Origin of the sequence: Pseudomonas sp. HMSC063H08 (assembly GCF_001813645.1) — a bacterium.
GTDB lineage: Bacteria > Pseudomonadota > Gammaproteobacteria > Pseudomonadales > Pseudomonadaceae > Pseudomonas > Pseudomonas aeruginosa.
Window position 1 is genome coordinate 9,234 of the sequence record NZ_KV813593.1, and the last position, 11,889, is coordinate 21,122.

General features: G+C 61.8%; 14 protein-coding genes and 1 tRNA gene. 1 reads left to right on the top strand and 14 read right to left on the bottom strand.

The window, feature by feature from the left end; genetic code table 11:
• Window positions 1-41: 41 nt before the first annotated feature.
• A complete protein-coding gene (gene xerC, locus HMPREF2924_RS27205; protein ID WP_003134216.1) occupies window positions 42-1,325 on the top strand; it encodes a site-specific integrase in 1,284 nt (427 codons plus the stop codon).
• A gap of 369 nt (window positions 1,326-1,694) precedes the next feature.
• On the opposite strand, the gene HMPREF2924_RS27210 is transcribed toward xerC, so the two are convergent.
• From HMPREF2924_RS27210 to HMPREF2924_RS27275, 14 genes are all read right to left on the bottom strand, one after another.
• Window positions 1,695-1,770, bottom strand: a tRNA-Lys gene (locus HMPREF2924_RS27210).
• A gap of 59 nt (window positions 1,771-1,829) precedes the next feature.
• The gene (gene queC, locus HMPREF2924_RS27215; RefSeq protein ID WP_003111415.1) at window positions 1,830-2,504 is read right to left on the bottom strand and encodes a 7-cyano-7-deazaguanine synthase QueC; all 675 of its coding nucleotides are present in this window, start codon (window positions 2,502-2,504) and stop codon (window positions 1,830-1,832) included.
• A gap of 15 nt (window positions 2,505-2,519) precedes the next feature.
• Window positions 2,520-3,167, bottom strand: a complete 648-nt coding sequence (gene queE, locus HMPREF2924_RS27220; protein ID WP_003111416.1) for a 7-carboxy-7-deazaguanine synthase QueE — start codon at window positions 3,165-3,167, stop codon at window positions 2,520-2,522.
• A 219-nt stretch (window positions 3,168-3,386) separates the two neighbouring features.
• Entirely contained in the window at window positions 3,387-4,211 is an 825-nt protein-coding gene (gene ybgF / locus HMPREF2924_RS27225) for a tol-pal system protein YbgF (RefSeq protein WP_003120698.1), read from the bottom strand.
• 9 nt (window positions 4,212-4,220) lie between these two features.
• Window positions 4,221-4,727: a peptidoglycan-associated lipoprotein Pal gene (pal, locus tag HMPREF2924_RS27230; protein WP_003111417.1), complete on the bottom strand. Its 507-nt coding sequence runs from the start codon at window positions 4,725-4,727 to the stop codon at window positions 4,221-4,223.
• Between the two features lie 52 nt (window positions 4,728-4,779).
• Window positions 4,780-6,078: a Tol-Pal system beta propeller repeat protein TolB gene (gene tolB / locus HMPREF2924_RS27235; RefSeq protein ID WP_003086128.1), complete on the bottom strand. Its 1,299-nt coding sequence runs from the start codon at window positions 6,076-6,078 to the stop codon at window positions 4,780-4,782.
• The gene (tolA, locus tag HMPREF2924_RS27240; protein ID WP_003134218.1) at window positions 6,075-7,118 is read right to left on the bottom strand and encodes a cell envelope integrity protein TolA; all 1,044 of its coding nucleotides are present in this window, start codon (window positions 7,116-7,118) and stop codon (window positions 6,075-6,077) included. The genes tolB and tolA overlap by 4 nt, the downstream gene beginning before the upstream one ends.
• 2 nt (window positions 7,119-7,120) lie before the next feature.
• A complete protein-coding gene (gene tolR, locus HMPREF2924_RS27245; RefSeq protein ID WP_003086126.1) occupies window positions 7,121-7,561 on the bottom strand; it encodes a protein TolR in 441 nt (146 codons plus the stop codon).
• A 22-nt stretch (window positions 7,562-7,583) separates the two neighbouring features.
• Window positions 7,584-8,279: a protein TolQ gene (gene tolQ / locus HMPREF2924_RS27250; protein WP_003086125.1), complete on the bottom strand. Its 696-nt coding sequence runs from the start codon at window positions 8,277-8,279 to the stop codon at window positions 7,584-7,586.
• Window position 8,280: 1 nt separating this feature from the next.
• Complete coding sequence (gene ybgC / locus HMPREF2924_RS27255; protein ID WP_003086124.1) at window positions 8,281-8,727, bottom strand: tol-pal system-associated acyl-CoA thioesterase; 447 nt, start codon at window positions 8,725-8,727, stop codon at window positions 8,281-8,283.
• Window positions 8,728-8,779: 52 nt separating this feature from the next.
• Window positions 8,780-9,838 (bottom strand): Holliday junction branch migration DNA helicase RuvB, encoded by a 1,059-nt coding sequence (gene ruvB / locus HMPREF2924_RS27260; RefSeq protein ID WP_003086123.1) that lies wholly within the window; start codon window positions 9,836-9,838, stop codon window positions 8,780-8,782.
• Between the two features lie 10 nt (window positions 9,839-9,848).
• Window positions 9,849-10,454 carry a Holliday junction branch migration protein RuvA gene (gene ruvA / locus HMPREF2924_RS27265; protein ID WP_003134220.1) on the bottom strand — a complete coding sequence of 202 codons (606 nt, stop codon included), beginning with the start codon at window positions 10,452-10,454 and terminating at the stop codon, window positions 9,849-9,851.
• 16 nt (window positions 10,455-10,470) lie between these two features.
• Complete coding sequence (gene ruvC / locus HMPREF2924_RS27270; RefSeq protein WP_003112575.1) at window positions 10,471-10,995, bottom strand: crossover junction endodeoxyribonuclease RuvC; 525 nt, start codon at window positions 10,993-10,995, stop codon at window positions 10,471-10,473.
• An 84-nt stretch (window positions 10,996-11,079) separates the two neighbouring features.
• Window positions 11,080-11,826 (bottom strand): YebC/PmpR family DNA-binding transcriptional regulator, encoded by a 747-nt coding sequence (locus HMPREF2924_RS27275; RefSeq protein ID WP_003086107.1) that lies wholly within the window; start codon window positions 11,824-11,826, stop codon window positions 11,080-11,082.
• Window positions 11,827-11,889 lie beyond the last annotated feature (63 nt).

Below are 11,889 nucleotides of genomic sequence, written 5' to 3' on the forward strand. Positions count from 1 at the left end.
CCAAGCCTCACGGTCATCACCGATGCCGAAGGAGGTGTGGAATGACGCCGCAGCAGCTCACCGAGGAGTACATCTTCGCGCACGATCTCCGGGAAGCCAGCGCGAAGATCTACCGCGCCGCGACCAAGGCGCTGCTCAAGCACTTTGGTCCTACGGCAACCGTACAGGACGTGGACCACCGGGCAGTCCTGGGATGGCGGCGCAAGGTACTGGAACAAGGCCTGTCGAAGCGGAGCTGGAACACGTACTCGAATCATCTGCGGACGATCTGGGGCTATGCCATCGAGCACGAGTTGGTGACGCACTCCCAAGTCAACCCGTTCAGAAAGACCACCGTCATCCCCCCCAGGCGAGCAAGCAAAACCGTCGCCGCCGAAGCCATCCTGCGCGCCCGCCATTGGCTCAACATGCAGGTCGGCGCCGAGCGCGGCACCGGCGAACGCGCACGGATCACGCCCGCCTGGTTCTGGCTTTGCACGTTTGAGGTCTTCTACTTCACCGGCATCCGGTTGAATGCGCTGTTGTGCATACGCAAGCGCGACATCGACTGGGAAAATCAACTGATCCTCATCCGCGGCGAGACAGAGAAGACTCACAAAGAGTTCGTAGTGCCAATAACGGAGGGGCTTGTGCCTCACCTATCGAGGCTCCTGCAAGAGGCCGATAGAGCCGGATTCGTCGATGACGACCAGTTGTTCAACGTCAACCGGTTCTCACCGCACTACAAGAGCAAGGTGATGAACTCCGACCAGGTCGAAGCCATGTACCGGAAGTTGACCGAGAAGGTTGGGGTGCGGATGACCCCGCACCGTTTCCGGCACACCCTGGCCACCGACTTGATGAAGGCACCCGAGCGGAACATCCACCTCACGAAGTGCCTGCTCAACCACTCGAATATCCAGACCACGATGAGCTACATCGAGGCCGACTACGATCACATGCGTGCCGTGCTGCATGCTAGAAGCCTGGCCCAAGGCGCGCTGGAGAATGTCAGGAAGGTGGATTACAGCGGCTCCCCGCAAGCCTCTGCCAAACCAAAGCCATGCGGGCAACCTCTCGCTCGAGTGAGTGAAGCGCCGCCACCGGAGGTCAGGACAGAGCCTGCAGAACCAAGGGAGCACACGCCAGGGACAGGCATTCAGGGAGGTCCAACCGCGTGGGAAGCAGAAGCGCTACCACAGCCACCTGACACCTTCGAGCAAAGCGTGCTGTTCACTCTGATGGCTCAACACTTATCGAACCGTGCCGCCTCGGCATCCGCGGCTCCCGCTGCAACAAGCGGATCTGGTGGATGGGGATCTGCCGCCCGAAGCAGTCTCGCCTAGCGATACCGGTACTGAGGGGCCGGCTACCGGACGAAAGGTAGCCGCGCCTCCCAGCAGATCGCTAGGCCTGTAGGAATAATCTGGAATTACCGAGAGCGCCTGGATACCAGCGCCGGCATGCTGGCAGAGCCTCGCATTTTCAAGGCCAACACCGCAGTACCCTCTGTAATCGCTGATTATGTCGGGGGGCACATTGCTACGCCTGCAGAATGGTTTCAGGGCCTTAGAAACAGAAAAGCCCACCTAAATAGGCGGGCTATTCCATATTGACATCACGTCAATGCGGGCCTAATGTTCGGCCCAGACGGCTGCAAGGCTAGAACGGTGCAACACCCCCTTCCTAGACCTACGCAACTCGCCCCTCGAAAATGGTGGGTCGTGTAGGATTCGAACCTACGACCAATTGGTTAAAAGCCAACTGCTCTACCGACTGAGCTAACGACCCAACGCGAGGCGTATAATACTGATTTCTAACGTAAAAACAACACCTCTCGCGAATTTTTTTCAGAAATATGGCGTCGGGTCGGAAATACCAGCCGCCGCGAAGCCATCCGCACGCAGCCGGCAGCTATCGCATTTGCCGCACGCACGCCCCTGCTCATCGGCTTGATAACAGGACACCGTCAGGCCGTAATCCACCCCACGCGCCACGCCCGCCTGGATGATCTGCGCCTTGGACAGATACTGCAGCGGCGCCTGGATGCGGAAGCCATTGCCTTCCACGCCCGCCTTGGTTGCCAGGTTCGCCATGCGCTCGAAAGCCTCGACGAACTCAGGGCGACAATCCGGATAACCAGAGTAATCCACCGCATTCACACCGATGAAGATGTCACGGGCATCCAGGACCTCGGCCCAGCCCAGGGCGAGCGAGAGAAACACCGTATTGCGCGCGGGCACGTAAGTCACCGGTATACCTTCGCTAGGCGACTCGGGCACCGCGATGCTCTCGTCGGTCAATGCCGAGCCGCCCATGCCATTGAGGTCGAGCCCTATCACCTTGTGCTCGATCACGCCCAACTGCCGGGCCACGCGCTCGGCGGCCTGCAGCTCGGCGCGATGGCGCTGGCCGTAGTCGAAACTCATGGTGTAGCAGGCGTAGCCGTCGGCCTTGGCCATGGCGACAACGGTGGCGGAGTCGAGGCCGCCGGAGAGCAGGATGACCGCTTTCTTCTGGTTCATGATGGATTCCTCGTCTCAATGGCCCGGTTCGTCGTTCCAGAGAATCTTGTGCAGTTGCAATTGCAGGCGGACCGGCAGGTTGTCGGCCACGATCCAATCGGCCAGTTCTCGCGCGCTGACCTGATGGTGGCTCGGCGAGAACAGGACTTCACCGGCACGCTGGTCGAGGCGGTACTCGATCAGCTTGGATACCGCCCAGTCGTAGTCCTCTCGCGAACAGACGACAAACTTCACCTGATCGTTGTCGGTCAGCAACGGGATATTTTCGTATCGGTTGCGTCCGACCTCGCCAGATCCCGGCGTCTTGAGGTCGAGAACCTTGCTTACGCGCGGGTCGACCCGTGACACATCGAGGGCCCCGCTGGTTTCCAGGGAAACCTCGTAGCCGGCGTCGCAAAGCCGCTCCAGCAGAGAAATGCAATTCGGCTGGGCCAGCGGCTCCCCGCCGGTCACGCAGATGTAGCGAGGCTTGTAGGTGGCAACCCGCTCGAGAATAGCGTCCAGGCTAACGACGTCGCCGCCGCTGAAGGCATAGGCGGTATCGCAATAGTGACAGCGCAGGGGGCAGCCGGTCAGGCGCACGAAGACCGTCGGCAAGCCGGCGGTACGTGTTTCCCCCTGCAACGAGTAGAAAATCTCGGTGATGCGCAGGGTCTGTTGCATATTCAGCCACGGGCGTGACGACTGAACAGGTCGTCCGCCTCCGTTGCGGTAAATGAAGGGGCGCCACGGAACGTATCCTGTCGTGGCACTCGAAATCCCGGAAGGTCTCGCGAGGAGAGGCACGAAGATCAGCCGAGCTGAAACCATGCAGCTTCACGGGGGCGCCGATTCTAACGAAAAAACCCGCGACAGGCGCGGGTTTGTTCATCGGGAACGGGGTCAGCGAAGGTTCTTCAGGTCGCGCTGCGCCAGTTGGGCGGCCGAAGTGCCCGGGTACTGGGAAATGACCTGCTGGAGGATGCCCTTGGCCTTGTCGTTGTTACCCAGGCGACGCTCGACGTCCGCCAGCTTGTACAGCGAGTCGGGCACCTTCTGGCTGCTGGGGTAGCTCTGGCTGACCCGCGCGAAAGCCTGGCCGGCACCTTGCAGGTCGCCCTTGGCCAGGTTCACCTCGCCGAGCCAGTACTGGGCGTTGCCGGAGTACTGGCTGTTCGGGTACTTGCGCAAGAAGGCATTGAACGCCTGGCTCGCCTTGTCGAAATCCTTGCTCTTTATCAGGTCGAAGGCCGCGTCGTAGTAGAGCTTCTCCTTCGCCGGGTCGCCCGGCTCGCTACTCGGCGCCGGTGCGTTGTTGCCTGCGGGAGCCGCAGGCGCCCCATTGGCATTGATGGCGCCAGCAGGTGCGGAATTCTGTGCAGCGGGAGCGCCACCACCGGAAATCCGACGGTCGAGGTCCTGGTAGCGTTCCAGGCTTTCCTGCTTGAGCTGCTGGATCTGGTTCTGCTGTTCCTCGAGCGTGCCACGCAGGCGAGCCAACTCGTCCTGCATCTGCTGGAGCTGCATGAACAGTTCGCCCTGCACGGAGGTGGGGGTTGTCACCCCACCTCCGGCAAAGGCGCCGCCGGCACCTGCCGTGCCATACCCGGAAGGAGGAACGTTGCCGCCATTGTTGGCGGCAACGCCGTCATACACAGGAACTTCCGCCCAGGCCGCTAATGGCAGGCTGAGCGCGAGGAACGTCAGGACACGCAGGTGCTTGGGCATAACGACTTCTTACTTCTTCAGCTCGACGCGACGGTTCTGAGCCCAGGACTGCTCGTCGTGGCCGGTAGCGACCGGACGCTCTTTACCATAGGAAACCAGTTCCAGCTGGGCCGGCGAAACGCCCTGCAGCACCAGGTAGCGCTGAACGGCCTTGGCACGACGCTCGCCCAGAGCCATGTTGTACTCGCGGGTGCCACGTTCGTCGGTGTGGCCTTCCAGCACTACGCGCTGACCGCTGCCTTTCAGGTCTTTCGCGTGTACGTCCAGAGCGCGCATGGCTTCCGGCTTCAGGTCGGAGCTGTCGTACTCGAAGTAGAAGGTGGTGATCGCACGCAGAGCGGCTTCGTCGCTCAGGCTGCCGTCAACGGCACCGCTGTTGGCGCCATAGCCTGCGTTCGGGTCGACGCCGCCATTGGCACCTTCACCGGAAGCATCGCCGCCCTTGGAGGAGCAACCCACAGCCACAGCCATGGCCAGAGCCAGCGCAGCAAATTTGCCGAATTTCAGCATTTCCATCATGTAACTCCTAATGAACCCCAGTGTATAAGTTTGTAACCGTTGGCGACCGTCAGTTCAGGTAAGGGGACCAGGAAGGCTCGCGCACATCGCCCTGAGCGGTAGGGAGAGGTATCCGTACGCGTCCGTTGATGGATACGAGCATCAGCACGCCCCGGTCCTGCTGGCGGGTGGCGTAGATTAGCATGGTGCCATTGGGCGCAACAGTGGGCGAATCGTCCAGAGTGGTGTTCGACAGCACCCGCAGATTGCCGCGCTGGAGGTCCTGGGCGGCGATCTGGAAGTTGGTGTAGCCCTGCTGGCGGTGGACCATTACCAGGGTCTTCTCGTCGGCCGAGAGTTTCGGGTTGGCGTTGTAGTTGCCGATGAAGGTTACCCGGTCCACGGCACCGCTGTTCACGTTCATCTTGTAGATCTGCGGCTTGCCGCCACGGTCCGAGGTGAAGTACAGGGTAGAGCCGTCCTTGCCCCAGAAGGGTTCGGTATCGATCGCCAGGTTGTTGGTCAGGCGGCGCAGGGCGCGGCTGCCAAGGTCCATGACGTAGATTTCCGGGTTGCCGTCGCGCGACAGGACGAAGGCCAGGCGGTTGCCGTCAGGGGAGAATGCCGGAGCGCCATTCAGGCCCTCGAAATTGGTGATCTGCTCACGACGGCCAGTATCGACGTACTGGATGAAGATACGCGGGCGCTTCTGTTCGAAGGAGACATAGGCGATACGGCGGCCATCGGGCGAGAAGCGCGGCGACACGATGGGCTCGCGCGACTGCAGCAGGGTCACCGGGCGGGCGCCGTCGTAGTCGGAGCGCTGCAAGGTGTAGCGGGTGTTGTCGACCGAGAAACGCTCGGCGGTGACATAGAGCATCTTGGTGGAGAACGCGCCCTTGATACCGGTGAGCTTCTCGAACGACTGGTCGGCGATGTAGTGCGACATGTCGCGGAGCTGATCGGTGCTGCCGGTCACGCTGCCGGTCAGGACCTGCTGCTCGGTGCCGACATCGAACAATGCGTACTGCACCTGCAGGCGTCCGCCGGCAGGCACGATGTTGCCGACCATCACGTAGTTGACGCCAACTGCCTTCCAGTCACGGAAGATCACTTCGCTGGCCTGCGCCGGCTGGCTGATCATGTTCTGCCGAGGCAGCGGCTCGAAGTAGCCGGAGTTGCGCAGGTCGTTGCCGATGATATTGGACATGTCTTCCGGCAACACGTTGCCCCCCTGGAAGCCGAACGGCACCACGGCGATGGGAATGGCACGGTCGTTACCGCTGGAGATCACCAGCGGGTCGGCAGCCTGCGCAGCACCTGCCACCAGGGCCAGGGCGAACAGCGCAATGCGAATCAGGGTACTCACAGACTCAAATCCTCCGGTTTAAAGATGATGCGGCGCTGACGATACAGGCTGTCGAAGGTAGCCCGCGGCAATTGCTGCATCTCGGGAATACGGCCGACGTTGCGCACCGCCGCCACCGCCGAACTGTCGAAAGGCTTGTCGCCACTCGAACGGCTGACGCTGGCATTGGTGATGGTACCGTCCGGCAGCATTTCGATCAGTACTTCTACGCTCATTCCATTACGCGCCGATGGAGGACGCCGCCACTGCTGGCTCACCAGGTTGACGATCAGGTCGTCGAGACTGCCGGTGACCTCGCTGCCCACCTCGTCGGCCAAGGCCTGCTGGCGCTCGGTCGTATCCGAAAGCAACTCGGCCAACGCCTGCGCCTTCTTGTCCTCGGCAGCCTTGCGGGCTGCCGCGGCAGCGGCGGCGGCCTTTTTCTTGGCGGCCTCGACGGCGGCTTTCTTCTTCGCCGCTTCCGCAGCAGCCTTCTTCTTGGCCTCCTCGGCCGCTTTCTTCTTCGCGTCCTCGGCTGCCTTTTTCTTGGCGTCGTCAGCGGCCTTTTTCTTGGCCTCGTCCTCGGCGCGCTTCTTGGCTATGTCAGCCTGCCTCTTCTGTTCGGCGGCCTTGGCCTCGGCAGCTTTCTTGGCTTCATCGGCCTTCTTCGCCTCGGCGGCTTTCTGGGCCTCGGCCTTTCGAGCCTCGTCAGCCTTCTTTTGTTCCGCCGCTTTCGCAGCAGCGACCTGCTGCTGTTCCAGCTTTTGTTGCTCGAGTTTCTGCTGCTCGAGCTTCTTCTGTTCGAGTTGCTCGACTTCGTATTGCTTGGAGGCGGTCTTCTTCGCCTCGCCAGCGATCTTTTGGTTGGTCTGGGTCGTCGCCTGGCTCTTCGACTTGAGCTGGTAGAGCGTGGCCTGCACGATCGGCTTGGAGGGAGGAAGCTCCGGAGCAAACGCCCAGCTGACGAACAGCATGGCGAAGATCAGAACGTGCAGGACCACCGCCAGGACGACGGGCCAGAAATAACTCTCGGAAGGCGAGCGCTCGAACTGTTGCTTCAAGATCAGGGGGCCTCGGTAATCAACCCGACGTTGGGCACACCGGCCTGCTGCAAGGCACCCATGGCGCCAACCACCGCACCATAGTTCACCGCCTTGTCGCCGCGGATGAATACCTGGGTGTCCGGACGGGCACTCATGATCTTGGTGACTGCATCGGTCATCTGTTCCAACGACACGGCACTATCGGTCTGTTTTTCAGTATCCACTTCGCTGCCGACGTTCCAGTAATAGGAACCGTCAGCCTTCACCGAAAGGGTCAGGACCTGCTTGTTGTTGTCCTGAGGCAACGCCTCGCTGGACACCTTCGGCAGGTCGACCTTGACCCCCTGGTTGAGCATCGGTGCGGTCACCATGAAAATCACCAGCAGTACCAGCATCACGTCGATGTAAGGCACCACGTTCATTTCCGCGACCGGCTTGCGCTTGTGACGAACCCTTGCCATATCGGCTTACCTCTCAGTCGTCTTAGTCGTCGCTGGTGTGCACCTTGCGGTGCAGGATGGCCTGGAACTCGTCGGCGAAGGTGTAGTAACGACCGATCAGCATCTCAGAACGTGCGGAGAAGCGGTTGTAGGCGATGACCGCGGGGATCGCGGCGAACAGGCCGATGGCGGTGGCGATCAGCGCTTCGGCGATACCCGGGGCGACGGTGGCCAGGGTAGCCTGCTGCACGGTGGCCAGGCCACGGAAGGAATTCATGATACCCCAGACGGTACCGAACAGGCCGACGTACGGGCTGGTGGAGCCGACGGTTGCCAGGAACGGCAGGCTGGCCTCGAGTTTCTCCTCCTCACGGGAGATGGCCACACGCATGGCGCGCGCCACGCCCTCCATCACCGCATCGGGATCGACGCCGGGCTGCTGGCGCAGACGGGAAAACTCCTTGAAGCCGGCACGGAAGATCTGCTCGACGCCGGAGTCCGGGTCCGGATTGCTACCGGCCTGGCGGTACAGCTTGGACAGGTCGATGCCCGACCAGAAGCGTTCTTCGAAGGCATCCAGTGCCTTCTTGGCGGCGCGCATGGCGTTACCGCGCTGGAAAATCATGATCCAGGATGTGACCGAGGCGGCCACGAGGGTCAGCATGACCAGCTGCACCACGATACTGGCGTTGCTGATCAGGCTCCACATGGAGGTATGGTCGACGACGTTCGGTTCCACTTTAATCTCCTGCTGAAAAAGAATCCGGGCTTCCGGCAAAAGCCGCACGCAACGTTTCGGGGATAGCACGTGGCTTCAGGGTGTCCGCTCGCACGCACGCCACCAGGAACCGCCCCTCGCAGAGCAGGACGGAGTCCGACGCTCGACGAACCTGTTGACGAAACTTCAGGCTCGCCCGGTTCAACTCCTCGACCTCGGCGCTGACAAGCAGTTCATCGTCGAGCTTGGCCGGGGCGTGGTAACGCGCCTCGGCGGAGTGCACGACGAACAGCAGATTGTCGCCGACCAGTTGCGATTGGGCGAACCCCAAAGCTCGCAGCCGCTCGGTCCGAGCCCGTTCCATGAACTTGAGATAGTTGACGTAATAGACGATGCCGCCGGCATCCGTGTCCTCGTAATAGACCCGGAAACGCTGCTGGAACGGCTTTCCCCCGTGTTGCGCGCGCATACTCTAGAACCAAGTCCCGGCTTTGCCAATCGGCAATCGCCCACAAATGCAATTAATTACCATCTTCAGACGTGAACAGATCCGTCGTCACCCCCGGCCCCAACCTTTTCGGAATATTCAGGCCAAAGTGCAGGTACGCATGGCGTGTTACCACGCGTCCCCGCGGTGTCCGCATGATGTAGCCCTGCTGGATCAGATAAGGCTCCAGTACATCTTCGATCGTGTGCCGCTCCTCGCTCAACGCCGCAGCCAAGTTGTCGATTCCTACAGGCCCGCCATCGAACTTGTCGATCATGGTCAGCAACAGACGACGGTCGAGGTGGTCGAAGCCACGCTCGTCGACATCGAGCAGGTTCAATGCCTTGTCGGCGATCACCCGGGTAATGTCGCCCTGCCCCCGGACCTCGGCGAAGTCGCGTACCCGGCGCAGCAGGCGATTGGCGATTCGCGGCGTACCGCGGGCGCGCTTGGCGATTTCCGCCGCGCCCTGCGGCTCGATCTCCAGGCCGAGAATGCCGGCCGACCGACTGACGATGGTCGCCAGGTCCTCGACGTTGTAGAACTCCAGACGCTGGACGATACCGAAGCGATCGCGCAGTGGATTAGTCAGCATGCCGGCACGAGTGGTCGCGCCGACCAGGGTGAACGGCGGCAGGTCCAGCTTGATGGAGCGGGCCGCGGGCCCTTCGCCGATCATGATGTCCAACTGGAAATCTTCCATGGCCGGATACAGCACTTCTTCGACGATGGGCGAAAGACGGTGGATCTCGTCGACGAACAGGACGTCGCCGGCTTCCAGGTTGGTCAGCAACGCGGCGAGATCGCCGGGACGCTCGAGCACCGGCCCGGAAGTACTCTTGATGGAAACGCCCATTTCCTGGGCGATGATATTCGCCAGGGTCGTCTTGCCCAGCCCCGGCGGACCGAAGATCAGCGTATGGTCGAGCGCCTCCTGGCGGCCGCGCGCGGCATGGATGAACAGCTCCATCTGCTCGCGCACGCTGGGCTGGCCGATGTAGTCGGCCAGCTTCAGCGGGCGAATGGCGCGGTCCAGCTGCTCATCGCGTTCGCGACCGGAAACGGCGGATATGAGGCGATCAGGCTCGATCATCGGGCGCCACCTAGACCATGCCCTTCAGGGCCTGGCGGATCATTTCTTCGCTGGACAAATCCTCTCCCGGTACGGCTGCGACGGCACGACTGGCTTCCTGTGGCTTGAAGCCGAGGGCGATCAGCGCGCTGACTGCATCGGCCTCGGCGCTTGAGACTGTAGCGCTGGCACGGGGTTCCATCACCAACGGTGCAATCGTGGGCATGTTTTCCCAAGCCTTGAAGCGGTCCTTCAACTCCACCAGCAGGCGCTCGGCGGTCTTCTTGCCAACACCGGGGATCTTCACCAGGATGGAGGTGTCCTGTGCCTGGACGCAACGCACCAGTTCGTCCACTTCCAGGCCCGACATCAGCGCCAGGGCCAGTTTCGGACCCACGCCGTTGAGTCGGATCAGCTCACGGAACAGCTCTCGCTCGCGCTTTTCGGCGAAGCCATAGAGCAAGTGCGCATCCTCACGCACAACCAGATGGGTATGCAAGGTCACCGGCTCGCCTACCGAAGGCAACCGATAGAGGGTCGTCATCGGCACTTCCACTTCATAGCCGACGCCATTCACATCGAGGATCAGGTGCGGCGGCTGTTTCTCCGCCAGGGTGCCACGCAAGCGTCCGATCACGAAGAGCTTTCCTTATTCAAAGACGCAGGCGCCCGCCACGTCGGCGTGCGCCCACCAGGCCATGGGGGACCAGACTCTGTTGGGTATGGGCATGACACAGGGCGATGGCCAGGGCGTCGGAGGCATCGATCTGCGGTTTCTGGGTCAGCTTCAACAGATGCATGACCATCATCTGCACCTGCTGCTTGTCTGCACCGCCGGTCCCCACGACTGCCTGCTTGACCTGCGAGGCGGTGTACTCCGCCACGCTCAACCCCTCCTCCATCGCCGCGACGATGGCCGCCCCCCGCGCCTGCCCCAGCTTCAGGGCCGAATCGGCGTTGCGCGCCATGAACACCTGCTCGATGCTCAGGGCCGTCGGGCCATGGGTGCGGATCACCTCGCGGACGCTGCGAAACACCACGTGCAGACGCTCGTGCAAGGGGCCATTACCGGTCCGTATACATCCGGACGCCACGTATTCGCAACCGCGCGCCGTTTCCCGCACCACGCCGAAGCCGGTGATGCGCGAGCCCGGGTCAATCCCTAGAATCAAAGTCATAAGCTGGATACTAAAAGCCGGAAGCGGGGTTCGAACGCATCAAGCGTACCCCACTTCCGGCTTCGCGTTATCGCTCCGATCGGCTCAGCCGAGCTGCGCCATCACGTCGTCCGGGATATCGGCATTGGAATAGACGTTCTGCACGTCGTCCAGGTCCTCGAGCATGTCGATCAGCTTGAGCACCTTCTGCGCGGTTTCCAGGTCCAGGGTCGCGGTGGTCGAAGGGATCATGGTGACTTCGGCTTCGTCGCCCTTGAATCCGGCGGCGGCCAGCGCCTCGTTCACCGAAATGAAGTCGGCGAAGGTGGTGAACACGTCGATGGAGCCATCGTCGTTGACTACCACGTCATCGGCGCCAGCCTCCAGGGCCGCGTCCATCAGCGCTTCCTCGTCCACGCCGGGAGCGAAGCTGATCTGTCCCTTGCGCTCGAACATGTAGGCGACCGAACCATCGGTACCCAGGTTGCCGCCACACTTGCTGAAGGCATGACGCACTTCCGCAGCGGTACGGTTGCGGTTGTCGGTCATCGCCTCGACGATGATCGCTACGCCGCTCGGCGCATAGCCTTCATAGGAAAGCTCGACCATGTTGTCGGCATCGTTGGAGCCGACGCCGCGCGCAATGGCACGATCGATGGTATCGCGGGTCATGTTGGCGGTCAGCGCCTTGTCCACGGCCAGGCGCAGACGCGGGTTGTCCGCCGGTACGCCGCCGCCCTGCCTTGCAGCGACGGTCAGCTCACGGATCAGCTTGGTGAATATCTTGCCTTTCTTGGCATCTTGCCGCTCTTTGCGGTGCTTGATGTTGGCCCATTTAGAATGACCAGCCATAACTCACTCCGTATTGCTCTCTCGGCAGGAGGCGCCGCAAGCGGCGCCACCGCGGGTTGATTC

Bases quoted from the DNA above. Each gene is read 5' to 3' on its own strand.
- pal (WP_003111417.1), bottom strand. From the start codon at position 4,727: ATGGAAATGCTGAAATTCGGCAAATTTGCTGCGCTGGCTCTGGCCATG.
- queE (WP_003111416.1), bottom strand. From the start codon at position 3,167: ATGCAACAGACCCTGCGCATCACCGAGATTTTCTACTCGTTGCAGGGG.
- ruvC (WP_003112575.1), bottom strand. From the start codon at position 10,995: ATGACTTTGATTCTAGGGATTGACCCGGGCTCGCGCATCACCGGCTTC.
- tolR (WP_003086126.1), bottom strand. From the start codon at position 7,561: ATGGCAAGGGTTCGTCACAAGCGCAAGCCGGTCGCGGAAATGAACGTG.
- ruvB (WP_003086123.1), bottom strand. From the start codon at position 9,838: ATGATCGAGCCTGATCGCCTCATATCCGCCGTTTCCGGTCGCGAACGC.
- HMPREF2924_RS27275 (WP_003086107.1), bottom strand. From the start codon at position 11,826: ATGGCTGGTCATTCTAAATGGGCCAACATCAAGCACCGCAAAGAGCGG.
- queC (WP_003111415.1), bottom strand. From the start codon at position 2,504: ATGAACCAGAAGAAAGCGGTCATCCTGCTCTCCGGCGGCCTCGACTCC.
- ybgC (WP_003086124.1), bottom strand. From the start codon at position 8,727: ATGCGCGCGCAACACGGGGGAAAGCCGTTCCAGCAGCGTTTCCGGGTC.
- xerC (WP_003134216.1), top strand. From the start codon at position 42: ATGACGCCGCAGCAGCTCACCGAGGAGTACATCTTCGCGCACGATCTC.
- ybgF (WP_003120698.1), bottom strand. From the start codon at position 4,211: ATGCCCAAGCACCTGCGTGTCCTGACGTTCCTCGCGCTCAGCCTGCCA.